General features: G+C 57.1%; 14 protein-coding genes. 12 read left to right on the top strand and 2 right to left on the bottom strand.

The features are described 5' to 3' along the window. The first annotated feature begins 249 nt into the window (after nucleotides 1-249). The 9 genes from U9R25_16280 (at nucleotide 250) to U9R25_16240 (ending at nucleotide 11,373) form a co-directional block, all read left to right on the top strand. On the top strand, nucleotides 250-1,536 hold the full coding sequence (locus U9R25_16280) for a peptidylprolyl isomerase (GenBank protein ID MEA3337458.1): 1,287 nt from the start codon (nucleotides 250-252) through the stop codon (nucleotides 1,534-1,536). A gap of 446 nt (nucleotides 1,537-1,982) precedes the next feature. Continuing rightward, on the top strand, nucleotides 1,983-2,789 hold the full coding sequence (locus tag U9R25_16275) for a class I SAM-dependent methyltransferase (protein MEA3337457.1): 807 nt from the start codon (nucleotides 1,983-1,985) through the stop codon (nucleotides 2,787-2,789). Between the two features lie 2 nt (nucleotides 2,790-2,791). Next, entirely contained in the window at nucleotides 2,792-5,539 is a 2,748-nt protein-coding gene (locus tag U9R25_16270; protein MEA3337456.1) for a valine--tRNA ligase, read from the top strand. A gap of 6 nt (nucleotides 5,540-5,545) precedes the next feature. Then, nucleotides 5,546-6,556: a hypothetical protein gene (locus U9R25_16265; protein MEA3337455.1), complete on the top strand. Its 1,011-nt coding sequence runs from the start codon at nucleotides 5,546-5,548 to the stop codon at nucleotides 6,554-6,556. A gap of 26 nt (nucleotides 6,557-6,582) precedes the next feature. Continuing rightward, on the top strand, nucleotides 6,583-7,017 hold the full coding sequence (arfB, locus tag U9R25_16260) for an alternative ribosome rescue aminoacyl-tRNA hydrolase ArfB (GenBank protein ID MEA3337454.1): 435 nt from the start codon (nucleotides 6,583-6,585) through the stop codon (nucleotides 7,015-7,017). A 268-nt stretch (nucleotides 7,018-7,285) separates the two neighbouring features. Next, nucleotides 7,286-7,999: a Rieske 2Fe-2S domain-containing protein gene (locus tag U9R25_16255; GenBank protein MEA3337453.1), complete on the top strand. Its 714-nt coding sequence runs from the start codon at nucleotides 7,286-7,288 to the stop codon at nucleotides 7,997-7,999. 71 nt (nucleotides 8,000-8,070) lie between these two features. Further along, the gene (locus U9R25_16250) at nucleotides 8,071-9,684 is read left to right on the top strand and encodes a cytochrome bc complex cytochrome b subunit (protein ID MEA3337452.1); all 1,614 of its coding nucleotides are present in this window, start codon (nucleotides 8,071-8,073) and stop codon (nucleotides 9,682-9,684) included. Nucleotides 9,685-9,699: 15 nt separating this feature from the next. Further along, on the top strand, nucleotides 9,700-10,476 hold the full coding sequence (locus U9R25_16245) for a c-type cytochrome (protein MEA3337451.1): 777 nt from the start codon (nucleotides 9,700-9,702) through the stop codon (nucleotides 10,474-10,476). 75 nt (nucleotides 10,477-10,551) lie between these two features. Beyond that, nucleotides 10,552-11,373: a c-type cytochrome gene (locus U9R25_16240; GenBank protein ID MEA3337450.1), complete on the top strand. Its 822-nt coding sequence runs from the start codon at nucleotides 10,552-10,554 to the stop codon at nucleotides 11,371-11,373. A gap of 81 nt (nucleotides 11,374-11,454) precedes the next feature. Here the strand turns inward: U9R25_16240 and U9R25_16235 are convergent, their stop codons facing one another. Both U9R25_16235 and U9R25_16230 read right to left on the bottom strand, forming a co-directional pair. After that, nucleotides 11,455-13,923, bottom strand: coding sequence for a hypothetical protein (locus U9R25_16235; protein MEA3337449.1), 2,469 nt, complete (start codon nucleotides 13,921-13,923; stop codon nucleotides 11,455-11,457). A 9-nt stretch (nucleotides 13,924-13,932) separates the two neighbouring features. Continuing rightward, nucleotides 13,933-15,660, bottom strand: coding sequence for a hypothetical protein (locus U9R25_16230; GenBank protein MEA3337448.1), 1,728 nt, complete (start codon nucleotides 15,658-15,660; stop codon nucleotides 13,933-13,935). Between the two features lie 145 nt (nucleotides 15,661-15,805). On the opposite strand from U9R25_16230, the gene U9R25_16225 reads away from it, so the two are divergent. The 3 genes from U9R25_16225 (at nucleotide 15,806) to U9R25_16215 (ending at nucleotide 20,004) form a co-directional block, all read left to right on the top strand. Then, entirely contained in the window at nucleotides 15,806-16,468 is a 663-nt protein-coding gene (locus U9R25_16225) for a hypothetical protein (GenBank protein MEA3337447.1), read from the top strand. Between the two features lie 226 nt (nucleotides 16,469-16,694). Then, nucleotides 16,695-18,557, top strand: coding sequence for an NAD(P)H-hydrate dehydratase (locus U9R25_16220; GenBank protein MEA3337446.1), 1,863 nt, complete (start codon nucleotides 16,695-16,697; stop codon nucleotides 18,555-18,557). Nucleotides 18,558-18,579: 22 nt separating this feature from the next. Beyond that, nucleotides 18,580-20,004, top strand: a complete 1,425-nt coding sequence (locus U9R25_16215) for a hypothetical protein (GenBank protein ID MEA3337445.1) — start codon at nucleotides 18,580-18,582, stop codon at nucleotides 20,002-20,004. Nucleotides 20,005-20,043: the final 39 nt, after the last annotated feature.

Below are 20,043 nucleotides of genomic sequence, written 5' to 3'. Positions count from 1 at the left end.
TGCCGGGATGTCAAGCGGTAGTGAGACCAGTCGTTTTTGCTGTGGCACATTGCCAATCTGGCTTTACAGCAAACCAACATAGAAAGTTGATTTAGTACGTATTCAACCATGGAGGTAACACTGTTGTTTTCAAACCTTAAGCAAGTGAGATTTATATTTTTAGCTCTTTCGATCTTCGTGATCATGGTTGCGGGTGCTTGCAGCGCTCCGGAATCGCCAGCGAGCATCGCTTCAGAGACCAACACTCCGGTGAAGACATCGCAGGAGGAGACAACCGCCACAAGCGATCAACCAGGCGATGCTGTCGAGGAAGTTGTTGAGTCCCCTGATCAGCAGGAGGCAAGCGATGTTGGCGGAAAGAAACCGATACCCGCCGCGGGCGACGAACGTCCGCTTGGCAGCCTTTCCCTTGAAGAGCGCGCCGAGATGTTCGACTCTGCCCCCGATATGATCATCGATCCAGAGGGAGTTTATGTCGCGACCATCGAAACCGCCAAGGGCGATATCGTGGTCGAGATGTATTCGCAGGAAGCGCCTCAAAGCGTCAACAACTTCGTCGTACTGGCCAATCTCGGCTTTTTTGACGGCATGAACTGGCACCAGGTACCCCAGCCCGACCAACACTTTGCCGTTCTCAGCGGTGATCCGCTGGACAATGGCGAAAGCGGACCGGGATACACGATCCCGGCGGAGATACTGGTACCGCATCGGGCAGGCGCCATGGGATGGGCCCGCCTTCCAGACCAGAGCAATCCCGGGATGGACAGCAATGGCAGCACCTTCTACATTACCAACCAGGAGACGCCCTTTCTGGATGGTGGCTATTCGGTGTTTGGTCAGGTCATCGAGGGGCTCGAGGTCGTCGATCAAATCGTTGAGGGTGATAAGATCATCCAGGTTTCTATCGATCAGGCCGACGAGCGAAAGGCACCCACACCGCCACCGCCCACAGCGACCCCAGAACCGCTATCCCCTGTCCTCGATCCGGACGGTGGCCGCCCTCTGGCAGAGATTCCCCCGGAGCAACGGCAAGGCATATTCAATGCCCCACCGGCGATGCAACTGGAGCCGGGTGTCGACTACCTGGCCCGAATCACTACAGAAAAGGGAGACATACTTGTCGATCTTCACGAGGAACAAGTACCCAATACGGTGAACAACTTCGTCGTACTGGCAGATTTGGGATTTTATGATAACACCACCTTCCATCGCGTCATCGAGGAATTCATGGCTCAGGCCGGCGACCCAACTGGTACAGGAAGCGGTGGGGCAGGATATCGGTTCTCCGATGAGTTTGTTCCCGAATTGACCCACGACTCGGCGGGCCTGCTCAGCATGGCAAACGCCGGGCCCAACACCAACGGTACTCAGTTCTTTATCACCCTGGCCGAGACCCCCTGGCTCGACGGCAAACACACCGTATTCGGCAAGGTAATCGAGGGCATGGAGGTGGTCGACTCGATCAGCCTGCGCGATCCCCAGGCTGCTTCCAAGCCCGGTGACCTGATCAAAAGCATCACCATCGAGACGCGCTGAGGCTAATCGGAAAAGATTCTGTTTGACAGCGGCCAGGGATTGGGCTATAATCGCGCCACTTCAAAGCAAATAGCACGAAACCGTGCAAAGCAACAACTGCGAACCGGAGGAGTAAACGGAAAGCCGTCGCCAGAAAGGGTGAGCCAACGGCTGAGAGCCCACCTCGATGCGAGCCCCGTTGAAGGTCGCCGGGAAGTTGGATGGCTGAGAATACAGGTTAGCCTGCAGTAGGTCATCCCGGGTGAGCCCGTTACAGCGCCTGAGTGGATGACAGTGCCTGTCACTGTTGTCAAACAAGGTGGTACCGCGAGAGAACCCCTTTCGTCCTTGTGACGAAAGGGGTGTTTTTTTTCGGCCATCGAATGGCACGACAGCAATATACCTGCACCAATGCAAGGGCCCAATCGATCGTTTGATCCGGCAGAAAACCGGCAGGAAAAGAACCCATGACTGAGTGGTGGCAAGATCTGTTCGACGAAAAATACCTCAAGCTTTTTCGCGAGGCGCGCGATCCACTTCGGACAGCCCAGGAAATCGAGGGAATAACCGCGCTGCTGGGCCTGAACGGTGTGCAGGAAGGGGCTGAGATTCTTGATCTGGCCTGCGGCTACGGTCGCATCAGTGTGCCCCTGGCTCAGATCGGCTATTCTATGACCGGCCTTGATCTTTCCACTGTTCTGCTGGACAGTGCCCGGGAAACGACAGCGCAATCGGACCAGGATGTTTCCTGGCAGCAGGGTGACATGCGCGAGCTACCCGAGCAATGGACCGGTCGATTCGATGCGGTGATCAACATCTTTTCGGCTTTCGGTTACTTTGAGGATCCTGCAGAGAACCAACGAGTACTCTCCGAGGTTCAGCGCGTGCTCAAACCTGGCGGGGTCTTCATCGTCGATCTGACCCATCGCGATTACATCATGAGCTCTTTTCGCCCCACCGATTGGTTCGAGATCGATGATCTATTGGTCTGCACCAGCCGCGAATTCGATCCGATCAGCGGCATGAATCAGGAATACTGGCTGTGGGCCGATGAACGTGGTGAGCGGCACATGTTGTCCTTCAGAGTGCATGTTTATACGGCAACCGAATTGACACGAATGCTGTCGCAAGCAGAACTTGAGCCAGTTGCCTATTATGGAGCGCTTGCGGCACCTCCTGATCTTCTCCCATTTCAAGCTTTATCCCGCCGCCTTGTCGTTGTATCGCGCAAAGATCAACCATCCCTGGAGAATTCGGATGGCAGGAAGGAATGATCATGACTGACTCACCTTTTGATATGCCAACAAGATACGATTTTGCAGCCGCTGAGGGCAGGCTATATTCCTGGTGGGAGGCGCAGAATTGGTTCAAGCCAGAAGTCGCCGGTCCCGATGCCAAACCCTTTGTCATCGCCATTCCACCACCCAATGTCACCGGTGTTCTGCATCAGGGCCACGCGTTATTCGTGACCGTGGAAGATCTGATGATCCGCTACCACCGGATGCAAGGGCGGGCTTCCCTGTGGATACCCGGTACCGACCATGCCGGCATTGCCACTCAACTGCAGGTCGAACGCAAGTTGCGCGATGAGAGCACGAGCCGCGAGGAAATCGGCCGCGAGGCATTCATCGAGGAGACCTGGGCCTGGCAACGCCAGTTCCACGGAAGGATTGTGGGGCAGCTACGGCGTATCGGCGCCAGTTGCGACTGGGACCGGGAGCGCTTTACCCTGGACGACGGTCTTAGCAGGGCCGTCCGGGAAGCGTTCGTGCGACTCTATCGAATGGGGTTGATCTACCAGAGCGAATACATTGTGAACTGGTCGCCAGGCCTCCAAACTGCCGTCAGCGATGTGGAAGTGGAGTACACAGAGGAGCAAGGGACGCTCTACTATTTCAAGTACCCGGTGGCAGGAGTCGATCTGAAGGAGGGGCCGGGCAAAGGCTACATTCCGGTAGCGACCACCCGCCCTGAGACCATCCTGGGCGACACGGCGGTGGCAGTCCATCCCGACGACGAACGCTACCGGGATCTGATCGGCAAGACCTGCCTGGTACCCATACTCAACCGGCCGATTCCGATCATCCACGATACCTACGTGGACATGGAATTCGGCACCGGCGCATTGAAGATCACACCTGGACATGATCCCAATGACTTCGACATTGGCCAGCGACATGGGCTGCAAACCGTCAATATCATGAATAAGGACGCCACCCTGAACCACGAGGCGGGCCCTTACGCCGGTATGGAGCGCTTCAAAGCTCGCACCAGGTTGTGGCAGGATATGGCCGAGGCTGGTCTCGTCATCAGCGAAGAGCCCTATGCCATGCAAGTGCCACGAGCCCAACGCGGCGGCGAGATCATCGAACCACTGGTCAGCAAGCAATGGTTCGTGAACACGGCGCCCATGGCCGAAATGGGGCTGGCCGCGGTGCGCAGCGACCGTATCAAGATCATCCCGGAGCGATTCACCAAGGTGTATTACCATTGGCTGGAAAACCTGCGCCCCTGGTGCATCAGCCGTCAGCTTTGGTGGGGCCATCGCATCCCTGCCTGGTACGGACCCGATGGGCAGGTCTTCGTAGCTCGCAGCGAGCAAGAAGCACAGGACCAGGCTATCGAGCATTACAAGGAACCGGTGGCTCTGGAACAAGATCCGGATGTGTTGGACACCTGGTTCAGCTCCGGCCTTTGGCCCTTCAGTACGCTGGGCTGGCCTGAGGATACCGAAGATCTGCGCCGTTACTATCCTACTGACGTGTTGGGCACAGGCTACGACATCCTCTTCTTCTGGGTCGCCCGGATGATCATGCAAGGATTGATGTACACCAATGACATTCCCTTCCATACCGTCTACCTGCATGGGCTCGTCAGAGATGCTCAGGGGCGGAAGATGTCGAAGACCTACAACAATGTGATCAATCCCATCGAGGTCATGGACAATTACGGCGCCGATGCCCTGCGTTTGACATTGCTGACTGGCTCCACACCAGGGAACGACATGAATCTGAACATGGACCGTGTCCGCGCCAACCGCAACTTTGCCAACAAGATTTGGAATGCCGCCCGCTTCACGGTGAGCAACCTGGGAAAATTGGCCGCCCAGATGCCGGAACAGCCCCAGGGCACAGCGCCGGGTTCCCCTGCAAACTCAGGCAGCCTGGCTGACCTGTGGATCGAGGGTCGACTCAACCGGACCATTGCCGAGGTAACCCGTCTCATCGAGAGTTACCAGTTTGGCGAAGCGGCCCGTCAAGCCTATGACTTCATCTGGAGCGAATTGGCCGACTGGTACATCGAAATCGCCAAGACTCAGCTGGCAAAAGGTGGTGCGGATGCCTGGCGCACGGCCCATATTCTGATCAATGCTCTTGACCAGACTCTCAGGCTTCTCCATCCCTTCATTCCATTCGTGACCGAAGAGATCTGGCAGATCTTGAAGCGGGCAGCAATAGCCACCGATGATGAGCTCGCGCCCGATGGTGGCTGGCCTGAAGCGCTGATCATCGCGCCATGGCCGGAGGCGGGGTCGAGAGATCTGGCAGCCGAGGAAGACTTCGGCCGAATCGAGGAGATCGTCCGTGCGATCCGCAACGCCCGCGCCGAGTATGATGTGGCCCCGGGCCGAAAGATCGATGCTCTGTTCAGTGCCGGGAAACACACGGCACTGGTAAGCGAACAGATCGCCGTCATAGCAACATTGGCCCGCCTGAACATGGATCAGGTGGAAATCGCTGAGACTCTGGAGATTCCACCAAAATCTGTGGGCCTGGTAGCCGGAGGCATTACGGTCGCCCTTCCTCTGGCTGGTTTGGTCGATCTGGATGCAGAGGTCGCCCGCTTGCACAAGGAACTGGCCAACGTCGAACGACAGGTAGCCAGCAACGCAGGCCGCCTGGCCAATCCCGGTTTCGTCAACAACGCGCCACCCGAAGTGGTGGAGGCCGCGCGAGGCCACCTGGCTGAATGGGAAAGCAAGAAAGCGCAAATCGAGAAGCGCTTGCAGGCACTGGAGGGTTAGCACACCGTGTCATCCGGTGATGTTGTGACGCAATCAAGGCTGAGAACCAGGAGTTACAGAACCACTCTTTTCCTGGCCTCAGCCTTGTGCCTGTTGGCGATGCTGCTCGTGGCGTGCGTTCTGCCCGAAGAACTTCCTGCCCCGCGCCCGATCAACATCACGCCAACACCCATCGTCCAGCCTGAACATTGCACGGGAGATGGCGCAATCCAATCCTGGATCCTGCTTCCCGACGATCCTCTCTCACCCGACCTATTGACCGCTTACGCGAACGGCCAGATCATCGAATTTCAGGCAAGTCTCCTGGCTACCGACGAAGATCCGGTCAACTTGCCCCATCGTTCCTTTACTCTGGGCGAGGTTGCCGAAGGCATTACCCTGACACTGGACTATCTGGGAGACCCCCCGCCCCTGGCGGTTAACCAGTCCTACCGGATGATTGCATGGACCGATCTCATCGAACCACTGACCCGAACCATGACCACCGCGCAGCTGTCGCCTACGGCAACGATAACCAGCACTGTGACCATCCGCCGGTATTTACCCCAAAGCCATGGCTACGAGCTGCAGGTGTATGACGACCACGGGCTGCTCTTCCTCGGAGCCACTGACGTCGACCTACTGGATGATTCTCTCCTGATGTCGACCGCCGAAGCAGATAGCGATTGCCCTGTGATCTCCACAATCGACATGGACGGCTGCCGCATTGATCGACAGGTGATGCCTCTTCTATTCCAGTGGCAGGACAAAGAACTTACTCTTTACCCGGGTGAGGATGGGCAAATGCGGCAGGGTGCCGCCGTCTATCAGGTCTCTGTTTTTCGAAATCGGGTAACAGAATTCGACCAGTCCACCTGTCCCGATTACTATGAGAATACGCGTTCGATTCGCGTCGAGCGTCTCTTTCCTTTACCGACAGCGCCGCTACTGCCTGATCAACCCTTGACTGTAACCGTGCCGCTGACAACCGGCCAGCCACTCACGACAACGATTCCACTGACCGGTGGCACGCCCTAGCCCGAAGCATACAACAGGTCCCTTCATTGACAGACAAAGATATCATCATCAACCGGAACATCACTATCCCATTCAACGAACTGCGTTTTCGATACGCGCGCAGCAGTGGCCCTGGTGGTCAGCACGCCCAACGAACGGAGACGAAGGTCGAACTCCTCTTTGATCTCGCCACCACGCCAAGCCTTGGCGAGCAACAGCGAAAGAGAGCCATGTCCAGGCTTAAAGGGCGCCTGGACAACGATGGCATCCTTCACCTCACATCACAGGCCGGCCGCAGCCAGCATGAAAACAGGGAAGATGTTATCGGTCGTTTCCGCGATTTACTATCCACAGCGCTCAAGCGGCCCAAGAAACGACGGTCCACGAAACCCAGCGCAGCGGCCAGAAGGCGGCGCCTCGAAGCCAAGCGGCGGCGAAGTGAAAAAAAGAAGCGGCGTGGTCCGATCACGTCGGAGGAGTAACGGCCCCTGTGCGTGTCCGGGTGTATTTTGCGGAAAGCATTGTCGATGCCCGTCCCTTTTTTTCCCGTCAAGAGCAACTGTTTTGACAGAGGTATACCCGCATGTTATAATTCGGCGTCTCTCCCGGCATAAACGAGCTGGGACCACTTTCCCTCTGATAGCAAATGCAGCGCCTCGTAGTTGCAACGAAATTGCAGGGTCATGACTGAGCACAGGTCTGATTGCACCACAGTTTTTCCTACCTCAGGCGCCATCAGGAGGCAGCCATATGGCCAACCCCAAATCTACTGGCTCAGATGGTGAACTGAGTCCGGAACAACAGAAATTTCTGGAAGAAAAGCGGCAACAGCAAGCCAGGGATTCGGCAGCTGGTACCGAATACCGCAGCGACCAGGGTTCATATCGCAAATCTGGTCGTCAGGTCAAGGAAGAAGATAAGGCCGCCAAAAAGGCCGGGCGTGTGTCGCCAGAACCAGTTAATCGTCGCGAATTCCTTACCTACGCCTGGGGAGCGGCTTTGGGCCTGGTTCTGGTCGAAGCCGGGATCGCCTCCTTTGCTTTTGCCTTGCCCCGATTCAAGGAAGGTGAGTTCGGTGGTGTTTTCAATCTCGGATCTGCAAGCTCCATGCCTCAGGTCGGTGCCTCTCCTGTCCAGAATCTGGATGGCGCCTTCTGGCTGGTCAACGACGCGGACGGGGTTCGATCCCTTTATCGGGTTTGCACGCACCTGGGATGCCTTTACGAGTGGAAGGATCAAACCCAGCGCTTCGAATGTCCCTGCCATGGATCTAAATTCCAACATGATGGGAAATACATCGAGGGACCGGCGCCCCGATCGCTTGACCAGTTTGTCATGCGCCTGGAAAAGAACGGTCAGGTGCTGGCAGAGGTCACCGAAGGCGGAGAAGCACTTCCGCTCACTGACCCCGACGCTGAGGTCTGGGCGAACACAGGCGAAAAACTCCTCGGTTCCTCCAACTAATCATAACTGGGTGCCCTGAACCGATATTCATTCGGCCGGAGTCACAGAAGCCGGCCAGGGAGTAATCTGAAATGAGCATACTCCAAAACGTCACCAACGAGATACGAACTGAGGGTCTCTCCCCATGGGCCTTACGCCAGCTGGATGTATTTATCACCAGGCTTACTACTGGCATGAACTGGAACGACCTTCGAGGCCTTGCCCGGGGAGATGAGCCGCGGCGGCCCAATCCCCGCCTGAAAGTGCACTCTGAGTCCTTCTGGTTTCACATCAAACCCAGCTTTTATCATGAATCTGTCACCAAGCTAACCTACACCTTCAGATTGGGGTTATTGAGCACCTACTTGTTTGTCGTCGAGGTCATTACAGGCATTTTCCTCATGATCTATTATGCCCCGACACCGGAACGGGCCTATGGTGACATGCTCAACATCATAAGCAACGTGCCCTTTGGCCAGTTTATGCGGGATATCCATCGTTTGGCGGCTGAGGCCATGGTTATCATCGTGGTGCTTCACATGGTGCGCACCTTTTTGACAGGTTCGTATAAAAAACCCAGGCAGTTTACCTGGTTGACCGGTGTTGTTCTGCTGTTGGCAACACTGCTCATGAGCTTCAGTGGCTATCTATTGCCTTGGGATCAGCTGGCGTTTTGGGCAGTCACCATTGGAACCAGTATGGCCGACAAGGCACCGCCACCTGCCCTGGGCAATGCCACCAAGCTGCTCCTGCTCGGTGCTCCCGATATCGGTCCGAGTGGCCTGTTACGCTTTTATCTTCTCCATGTGCTGCTTGTACCCCTGGTAATCATCTTCTTCTTTTTCGTCCATTACTATAAGGTGGTTCGCGTTGGTATTTCGCTGCCATCCTCTGAAGAGGAGGTCGGTCAGGATACAGCAAAACGTGTCCCCGCTGACAGGCGAAAGTACTATCTGCCCGATGTCTTCACCGATGAGATGATGTTTCTTGGAATCATCACCTTCATTCTCCTGGCGCTCATCGTTTTTGGCGTCTATCCCGGTGCACCGCTGGAGCACCACGCCAATCCACTCAAGACACCTCTTCACACCGAAGCACCCTGGTATTTCCTGTGGATCCAGGGCCTGTTAAAGCTGGGTGATCCCACCCTGATGGGTGTCATTGTGCCGACTATCGTCTTTGGTTTCCTGTTTATCCTGCCCTACATCGACTTCAACCCCAGTCGAAAAGCCAAGGACCGTCGGGTCGCCCTCTCGCTGTTCCTGATTGCGTCAGCTGTCTTTATCATCCTGTCCTGGATGGGCACACCCTGGTATGCCGTTGAGTCACCACCGGCTGAAGAGGTGGTGCAGCTTATGCTACCGGAGGAAGGTGTCGGTCCCGTACGCGAGATCCCATGGGAAAGCCTGACCATTTCCCCCGAGGCCGGGTTATGGGATACCCGATCTCAGAACGAAGGTGCCAGTCCCGAAGTGGAAGAGGTCATGGAACTCTATGCCGACTTTATCCATGAGGAAAACGCCGCGGCCCTTGAGAAGGGCAACGCGGGCCTGAGAGACGGCTATGGCAAGATGATCGTCGAAAACTGGCAGGATGGGTTGAAGAAGGTTACGATGCGTGTGTTCTGGACACCGGAAGGACAGGACGAGCAAACCTTCGAAAAGCCCTTCTACATTCATCAAGACTCCGGCTACGCCAACGAGTAGTGAGGAACAACGACTATGATCAATAAAATCACCGTTGGAATTCTCGCCCTTCTGCTTCTCGGGGTGCTGGTCATCATCGTGGGCGCTGGCGAGAAAACCCGTATGCCGGAAAAAGAGGCGAACTTTGGCGGCCGCGGTGTCGAGAATGGTGCCACCGTTTTCGCCGATGCCTGTTCCGGTTGCCATGGAATCCAGGGCGAAGGTATTCCCGGTGTTGCCCCTACCCTCAACTCGACAGCCTTCTTTGATACTCGGGTTGATGAAGTAGGTTGGTCGGGTTCCCTCCAGAGTTACATCGAGTCCACCGTTGCTGCAGGCCGGCCTGTAGGTAGTGGTGCTTACTCGGCGGTGATGCCCACCTGGGGACAGGAATATGGTGGTCCCTTGCGACCTGACCAGGTTCGCGATGTCACCAGCTATATCATGAACTGGGAATCCACAGCCACAGGCGCGGGCATCGCCCAACCTGAGGCCCCCGGTGAACCCATTTCCGAAGACGCGACGCCTGTTGAGATTGGGGAGGCGGTCTATACAGCGAACGGTTGTGGCGGTTGCCACGGCGAACCTTATGGTCCAGACATGGTCGGACCCAACCTAGGTGGCATTGCTGCAAGAGGATCGGAGCAAAAACCGCCTATGTCAGCCGAGGAATACATCCGGGAGTCCATTCTATTGCCTAACGACTACGTCGTGGAAGGTTTCCCAGCGAACTTGATGCCCAAAACGTACGGCGACACGCTGAACGAAGCGGAATTCGAAGGACTGGTCCAGTACCTGCTCACGCTGGAATAGCTCACTCACAGCATTCCCGTCCATGACCTGTCCCCGGTACCCTTGAGGTTGCTGGGACAGCAAGGAGCGCACTTCATGCATCGCAACAAGTCGCACACCCACTATTTCCGCATAACAGGTGTTCTGCTGGTGGTGCTGATGCTTCTCCTGATCGCTGCGGCCACCGTTAGTGCCCAGGAAGGCGACATCACCAGGGGTTCGCAAATATTCGATGCCGACTGCGCTGTCTGCCATGGCCCGGATGGCCAGGGCCGCGCAGGCTCCGATCTCTCCGATCCTTTCCCTGCTCTGTTTCCCGAAGCATTTGTTCACGAGGTTGTCGCCAATGGCGTAACGGGCACCACAATGCCCGCCTGGAGCCAGGAAAAGGGAGGTCCCCTCACCGACGGGGAAATCGACGATGTAGCGGCATTTGTGAACAGCCTCAGTGGTGGGCGAAGCGAACTCGCCCCTACTGCAACCCCCTTTCCTGTGACCCCAGTGCCTACCGTGCCCGGCGCGAGCGGAGATTCCGGGCACGGGCAGGCTCTATTCATGCAGAACTGCACCATGTGTCACGGTGAACAGGGACAGGGCCGGGTTGGATCCAGTTTGTCCAAGACCTTCTCCAGCATCAACCCCCAGCAGTTCCTACGCGCCACAGTGGCGACCGGGATACTTGGAACCGCCATGCCAGGCTGGAGCCAGGAAAAGGGTGGTCCCCTTACTGACCAGGATATCGATGACATCTCAGCCTATATCGTCGCCATCAGCCAGTCGTCGGTGCCAACGGAAAGCGCGCCCCAACAGGGCGACACCACCTCGGGGTTGTTAGTCATACTTGGATTGATTCTGATTGGCGTGCTGCTCGTCCTTCTGCTTCGTTTCGCCAGCAATCGCAACTCGACCGAGTCGTGAGTCGCTTCGCCAATTGCTTTCAAAAATCACGAAGCCCCCGGACCGCATGGTTCCGGGGGCTAATGATTCCAACCGGTATCTTCAAGGTGTCTGCCGGCGTTCCCACCAGACCAATAGAGCGATGAAGACCAAAAGAATCAGTGCCAAAGCGAACAGCAGCCACCCTACCTTCCAACCGGGCGGTTGGAAGCGCAGCCGAACCTGATAGGTGCCCTCCTGCCAGAGGGGAATGGCCCGAAAAGCAGTGTTGGCTCGTAACACGGGCTGCCGCTGCGCCACACCATCGGCAATAATCTCAGCCTGCCACCCGGGATACCACACGTCGCTCAAAGTCAGATAGCCTGGGCCACCCGTGGTAACCTCCATCAAGAGATCGTTGGGTTCACGCCGAAGCCAGGTCACACTGCCCTCACCGGCAGCCTCGCCGAGTTCCGGCAACAGTTTCGTTTCGCCGCGTTCGAGGACAACTTCCTGTGAGGGATCGAAGGCGGGCGCGTGCACGGCAGACCAGACCAACTCGGCATCCTGAGAGGAATCGATCACCTGTGCCTGATACACAAGCTGTGCCCGCGGCAGGGCCCTCTGGTTGAAATAGAGGTTTAGATCGGGATCACCATCAAAAGCCAGTTCGAATTTGTCCCAATCCAGCTCGACATCCTTGCGGGCAATCACATAGCGAGCATTCAAAAAGTCATAAAGCTGGCTGGAACGACTGCCCATTTCCTCCCAATACCGTTCGTAGTAAGCCAGCACCGAGGGATTTACCAATCCCCACACGTCATCCACCTCGGCAAAAAAAGCTGTGTTGGGCTGCCACAGCTGATCGATTCCGGTCCGGGCATCGATGCGGAAGGGATCCTCTTCTTGCGATAGAAACGCAGCAATCTCTGGATGATCGAAGCCGGTAGCCGGGTTTTTGGTGCCAATATCGAAGTAAGCGCCCGTGCTGGCCAGGTCGAGAAAAATCAAAATCAGAGCCAGAACCGCAATAGTACCTGGTCGAGCCCAGCCGGCCCGACGCGCCGCGATCAAGGCAGTGCTGGCTAGAAAGAATCCCACGAACAGCAGGAGGGCGATGGCCGTCACTGCCATCCGGATGTATATCTCCGGGTCTCTATCCTGAGTCAGCAGCAGCACCGCCAGCGTGAGCGGCACGATGATGGCAATGAGCACCCTGGCACCCCAACGCAATCCACCCTCAAGCTGAATCAGTGCCCGCCAGTCATTGCTGGCAGCAGAAGCCCGAATTAGTGCCTGAAACCCCACGCCTGCCAGCGCAGCAAGTCCAAAGTCCACCAATATCATGAAGCGTCCCGGCGCCCGTAACAGGTTGAAGCCGGGCAAGGCGCTTAACCATCCATGCGGAACACTGTAGATCCCCAGGGCAAGGAGAAAGGCCACGCCACTGATTCCTGCCAGTATCCAGGTACGACGCCCCTGGCGAGCCAATAGCGCCAGAACCGCCAGAATCAGCGGAAGAACGCCCAGATAACCAGCCTCCACGCGCGGCCACGGACCCCAGTGCAGCTGAGGGCCCCGGCCAAAGAAACCTGGTATCAACAAGCCGATCCACTGGGGCGGAGCGAGGGAATAACCTACCGCCTCTTGATAGGTCCAGTCGGCCCTCCCGGAATACGGGGCCAACTGAAGCGCAGGCAGAAGAATCGGTGCTGCGATGAGAAAAGCAACCACAGCCAGGATAGCGACAGTGGCAATCAACCGTCCCAGGGCAGGCCTCAAGGTATCCCAAAATCCTGTGCAATCCCTCTTCTGGTCCGTAAATTCCCAGTATAGCCAGAAAAGCCCGTACAAGACCACAGCCACGGCAATGAAGATTGTGGCCTGGATATGGCCCGCCAGAGTAGCGATACCCAGAAACAGACCGCCCAAGGCCGCCCAACCGAGGTCGCGCCATCTGCCATCGTTTTCGCCAGAACCATGTTCCAGGGCACGCCCAAAACAGGTCATTACCCATGGTAGCCAACTGACAACCGCGATGTAGTTGAGGTTGCCGAAATGAATCCAAAGCGCGTCGCAGAAAGCAAAGGCCAGGCCGCCAGCAAGCGCGGCAGTACGGCCCACCCGCCATGATGTTTTCTCCTCCCACGGCAGACTTCGCAGGAAGACATACATGCCCAACCCGGCCCACCACAGGTGGAGAATACCGAGCCCTTCCATGGCCCTGACCCCAAAGCCTGGAACCAGGAGGAAAAGTGCCAGATTGACCGGGTATAGGAAGCCGGCCTGAATATCCGCAACGTGGGGGGCGCCACCGTAGAGATAGGGGTTCCAGAGAGGCCACGTACCCGACCGCAAGCTGTCGGCGGCGAATCGGTAGGTCGGCCAGAGGAAGGAGATCAGGTCACCGCCGTCGGCCGGCATGTAGGCATCGCCAATCAATATTCGCCAGAAATAACCGATGGCAGCCAGACCCAACAGCCCAGCTGCCAATACATCCTTATACCAGTCAGGCCTTCCCTGGCGATGCAGCCAATAGGCCAGAAGGAATACAAGGAACCAGACACCGACAAGCAGAAGGATCACGCTCACAGGAAACCCTCACACCTCCGACTGAAGCCTTGCCAGTTCTGCCTGAAAAATCCGTCGCACAATGGCAATGCTGGAAGCATAGGTGCCGTCTACCCCAAAGAAACTCATACTCTTGCTTAGAAGGTGCTGACGACGACTGTAGGGCGTGTCCGACGCATAGTGCAAAAGCCCAATATCGTAGGGAGCGTTGATGAAAAGATTGACGATTTCGTTGACCGGATACCGCTGGGGATAGATATCCTCGTAGATGGCGCTTAAATAGGGACCGGCTTCCATCTCAATATCGGTATAGCCCTCCCGATAGAACACCGCCATATATTGCTGATTCTGTAGGAAAGTACCCCGAACCGTGACGCTCTTCTGGTTGTCGAAAACGGTGCCAAATAGCAGATAGGAGGCCAAATCGGCCGCCTCAAAACAGTTCTTGAACAGGTAGGTGTTCCGGGAGTGTTCGTCATAGATGACATTGGGAATCATCACGTCGCCCACACGGCCGCTGAGCGTTGCAGCCTTGCCCATGATGTACACGCCCAGAATAGCAGGGACACGTGCCGATATCTGAGAAAACAGGTTGTAAGCAGCCATGCCCAAGGGGTAGTCCACGTTGACAATCAACGCTTCGCTCTGGCTCAATCTCTCGAGTCCCGGCATCTGCAGGCGAGGGTCCAGCGTTTGAGGGTCGAGGCGTCCCAACTCAATGATCTGGGCGCCGACATCGAGATAGTGGGGATTATCGACACGCCGCACGCCAATCTCGGATTCCCGGGCAAGCCAGTCCTCTTCCTGCTCCGGATATTCTGTCAGATAAGCCCGCTGCAGATAATACAGCAGGTTTTCCTGACCATCCCGATCGCCCAGTTCCACGGTGCGCTGCCATTCGGCCTGCAGGCCCTCCGGGTCATGTTTTTCAAGGAAGGCAAGAATCTGGTCCCGGCTGCTGCGGGCAAAACCAGTCAGCAGATTGGGAATCGAGTGGGGATTGCTGGAGACGAAATAGATGGATCGATCTTCCAGGGGCCCGAGGCCGGCTTCAACTACAACACTGCTCCACCAGGTCTGGACTGCCTGGCGATAGTCCGATGCCGACCCCGCCAGCAAGTTCAACCTTATGTCGGCGGGGCGCTTGGCAAGACTACAGAAACTACCTGCCAGATCGCCTCGCCAGGCCTGGCATAGCCGCAGAAATTCTCCCTCGGTAAGCCCAAGCTCCAGTCTGATTGCTTCCTGATCGTCATCAGATAGTTCGCCTGCCTCCAGCTTATCCTCCAGCCGAGCCGCCGTGTCCGACCCATGGAATCTTAAATGAAGTTTATTCCATTCAATCTGGTAGGCTGTCAATATGGGAATCAGGTCGTCGATATCGCTTACACTGGCAATGTAGCATGCCAGCGTGCTCCCCCCATCAAAGAACATCTTGCGCCGGCGAGCCGCCGCGTAGACCCGCTGCCAGGTCGAGATGCCAGTTCCGGTGCGCCGCAAAAACACCTCGTCCGACTGCCCTAAATACACCATGGTCACCTGGTGCATGCAGGTTGGCAACCGGGCCGCCGCGTAGGTAAAGGCCGAAATATCTGGTTCCGGATCGTCGGCCGAAGGGTGCAAGCTGGCGTGCATGGCCGCGTGGGTATCTTCCAGGGAACGCACCCTGATCGCCTCCGAACTGCGAAGCAGGGAGTAGTAGGTGCGAATATAGAGATCAACTTCTTCGTTGATGGTCTCAGGGACAGTACGCAGCATAGTGATCGGGAATGTTACCGGGACGCGACGGGAGTCGAATTGACTGAATTGATCAGCAGTATAGCCTACACGTCGTCAGTGGTCAAGCCTTGGGACGTCCGATTATCTCTTGTCAAGCGCGCGACGCCTGTGGTACAATCGCTCCATGTCAACAGCCTCACCCCTGCAGGAGCCACATCCACCCGTTCTTACCCGTCAACGCTTCATCCTTGCCGCTATTGCGCTATTATTACTCCTGGCTCTGCTCCTGCTCCTCTCACCCGCCGAACGGCAGCTAGGCAACCTGGTAAAGGTCCTTTACCTCCATGGCGCCCTGGCTCGCATCGGTATGCTGGGACTAATGCTCTCCGGTCTCCTTGGTCTGTTGTTTTTTTTTAGGCCCTCTTCGCGGTTACTCCACTGGTCCAACGCGGTGCAAGTCTCGGCCATGGCATCGTTCATCGTCCATTTCCTGCTGAGCATCATCCCCACCTATGCAACCTGGGGAGTGTGGATCGCCTTCGACGAACCGAGGACAGCCATGAGCCTCCAGATCATTGGCGTTGGCTTGTTAGTAATCGTCGTCCGCCACTTGCTTGGCGATGATCGCCTGAGTGCTCTGGCCAATCTGCTTTTGGGCGGGGCGGTTGCGCTACTCAGCGCCCGAACTGGCGTCCTTCGGCACCCATTGAATCCTATTGGCGCCTCAACTTCGAGCTCTATTCAGCTTTTTTACGTGGCCATCCTCGTGGTCTGTTTCATGTTGATGCTCTTGCTGGCATGGTGGCTGGCCCAAGCACGACCGGGTGAAGCACGGTCGATAACTTGACCCGCGGAGCAAGGCATTCTGTGCGAAGCCTCCTGGAAACTCAGAAACTGTTTGAGAAGTCTTGTCCATGGACTTGTTGGGTCTTCAAAGTGTGCTTCGCGGCATCAGGCGGGTTTCCAGGCCTGAATTACAGCTTTCGAGCGGCCTGGGGAGACCTTCGACCCCTTTTCAAACAGCTACTCGGAACGAGGTCGGATAACAAAGAAAGTAAGGAGCAGCGTTTAGCATGAAAATCGTCACGGTCCCTGAGATGGTAGAGATCGAGCAGGCAGCAGATGCCTCCGGACACTGCTACGACACTATGATGGCGCTGGCGGGGCGCTCAGTAGCTGCCAGCATTCAACGCCATATGGCGCCCTGGGACAGCGACGGTGGCATCCTGATACTGGTCGGTCCAGGAAACAACGGCGGCGATGGCCTCGTCGCTGCGCGCTATCTGCACCAATGGGATCCAAGCAGGTTAGTCTCTGTTTACTGTTGGAAACGAAAACCAGAAAAAAACAGCAATTTCGAGGCAGTGCGCCGTCTCAAGATTCCCATCGTGCATGCCAGGGATGATGAGGATTATTCCCAACTTCAAGACATGATCATCGATGCAGATGTCATTGTGGATGCGCTTTTGGGCACCGGGGTATCACGGCCGATCGAGGGGGATATGGTTGACCTGTTGGCAGCCGTGCGCCAGGGATTGGCGGAACGAACGAGCGAGGAATCCCTCCAGGATGAGGAGATCGATGAAACGGCGGAACTCTCTTCCATGGAGGCCGCCATGGCGCTTGACTCGCTCCGCAACTTTGACTTCCTTTTGCTGACTCCCTACGATGATTATCAACTGCCCCAGATTGTGGCGGTAGACTGCCCCAGTGGACTGAATTGCGACACAGGGGAGCTGGACCCGGCAAGCCTTGCGGCGGACCTGACCATCACCTTCGCCAATCCGAAGACAGGCCATTTCATCGCCGATGGTCCTGCAGCCTGCGGCCAGATTGAGGTGGCGGACATCGGCACCGATCCAGGCCTGGGCGACAATATTCAGACCGAGATGGTGACACCGGAATTGGCAAAAAGTCTGCTGCCGGCCCGCCCCCTTGATGCCCACAAAGGCACCTTTGGCAAGACCATGATCGTAGCAGGGTCGGTGAACTACACCGGTGCCGCCCACCTGTCCGGATCGGCAGCTTATCGGGTGGGCGCCGGATTGGTGACTCTCGGCATCATTGCTTCATTGCATCCGATTCTTGCGTCGAACCTGGCCGAGAGCACCTGGCTCCTGTTGCCAGAGGAGATGGGTGTCCTGAGTCCGACAGCAGTCAAGGTCCTGGCAGAGCACATGGATGGTTACGCGGCCCTGTTGGTCGGTCCCGGCCTCAGCCAGGAAGAAGAGGCCGTCAAGTTCGTTCAACGCCTGGTCGGGATTGGATTCCAGGGCCAGCGTGCAGCGACCGTCGGCTTCCTGGCCGGGCAGCAGGTATCGGTAGAAGAGATGGCGCCTGCAGCAGACGACGCAGCAGCGATCGAAGAGAAAGAGTCCGATGGGCCTGCAATCGGGTTTTTGGCGCGCCGCCGGACGTCGAAATCCTCTCCGGCTGACTTTCTGCAGGATTGCCCTCTTGTCCTTGACGCCGACGCTCTGAATGCGCTTGCTCAGGTTGAGGATTGGCACACGTACCTGCCGCCCGACACGATAGTCACGCCCCACCCAGGCGAAATGGGACGTCTTTGTGGCTGCTCAACGGCGGAAGTACAGGCCAATCGAATTGGTCTCGCCCGCGAAAAGGCCGCTGCCTGGAACCTGGTCGTGGTACTAAAAGGAGCGTACACGGTGGTAGCAGCGCCCGATGGTCGCCTTGCCGTACTGCCCTTTGCAAACCCAGCCCTTGCCACAGCCGGTAGCGGTGACGTCCTGGCAGGGGCGATCGCTGGCACACTGAGCCAGGGGATAGCACCGTTCGAAGCTGCTCTGCTTGCCGGTTACCTGCACGGGCTGACAGGTGAACTGGCCCGCCAGGAGCTGGGCGATACCGGCGTCGTGGCCGGGGATCTGCTTCACAAACTTCCCACGGCTATCCGGCAGTTGCGGGCCGCCTGACCGGTCAAGCACTGGTCCTCTCATGAGCACCTCTGATGCCCGCGGCGACCACCTGCTCACAGTTCTACGACTCTTCTGTCTGGGACTGATAGGCCTGCATCTGGTTTCCCCCCTGTTTAGCGAAGAAACTGCATGGGGGCTCTGGCCGATTACCTACTTGCCACCTATCTGGCGCTGGTTGCTGGCCGGCTTAACCGCTCTTGCCTGCCTGCCATTCGCCGCAGGGATTCTCTCACAGGCTATCGACAGACTCCTGAAAGGGATTCCGCCCATCCCGCGCAATCTGCTCTTTCTGTTGATCGCCCTGCTGTCCATCATCCCCTTCACCCTGTTCCGCATCGTCCACACCCGCTGGGGTGACGCCTACATCCTGGTCAATGGCATCGCCTACTCCGACCCGGCGTTGCGCCTGACCGGTACCTGGCAGGCACCGCTGGACGTTTTCCTCCATGTTCGCCTTTGGGAATTGGGCAATGCCATTCTGGGATGGCAGGATGCCTGGCCCCCTTACCGGTTTTTCAGTCCGCTGGCCGGAGTACTTTATGTCTACGTATTACTCAGGCTGGCCGACAGCATCGGGCAGAACCGCACCGAAAAACTGGTCATCGTGGGACTTGTGGGATCGCTGGGTGTCATGCAACTCTTTTTCGGGTATGCCGAAAACTACAGCCTCGCGGCAGTTGGCATCTTGCTCTTCCTCTGGTTAGCCCTGCAATGCCTCCAGGGTCAACGACCACTGCGGCAGCCCGTCCTGGCCCTGGCAATCACTAACGCGCTGCATCCCTCTACGGTCGTCCTCGACCCGGCACTTCTCTTCGTGGCATGGGTTTGGATCGGGCAGAACGAGAAGGACCCACAGCGGTGGCTCAGGGCCGCCCTGCAGGTAGCGGTGCCCCTAATTGCTGTAGCAGGCAGCGTCATAGTCATTATGACCCTCAGCGGGCATGGGGTAGACACACTTGTAACCACCGATCGGCCCGGTGGAGGCGATGCCCGGTGGTTCGTTCCACTGACCGAGGTCTCGACCCGCTGGGAGCACTATACCATGTTCTCCTGGCTTCATGTAAGAGACTTTCTTAACGAGCAGGTATTGACGGCCCCGGTCACGCTGGGCGCTTTTTTTATCGTCATCATCGCCCTTTTCAGCCAGCGCAAGGACCCGGCTTCCCCCCGGGTATGGACTGCTGATATTGTCTTTCTGGCGCTATGCACTGGTCTCTATTGGTTGTTCACCTGGCTGTGGAACCCGGACTACGGCGGACAACGCGACTGGGATCTGTTCAGTCTGGCTGCAATACCCGGCACGCTCCTGCTGGCCCGCTTGTTGCCCAAGGCATTGCCAGATCGATTCCAATTGGCTCAAGCCGGCTTGATGTTGACCGCGGTCAGTGTCATGCACACGGTGGCCTGGATCTATCAGAACACCTTGCCGTGGGAGTGGACTTGACCAGCCGCCGGATCAGAGCTACCATTGCCAATTGACAGC

It is taken from the genome of Chloroflexota bacterium (assembly GCA_034717495.1).
Taxonomy (GTDB): Bacteria; Chloroflexota; Anaerolineae; order JAAEKA01; family JAAEKA01; genus JAYELL01.
The sequence above is the reverse complement of the archived record's forward strand: the minus strand, read 5'-3'. Positions and strand labels throughout refer to the sequence as shown.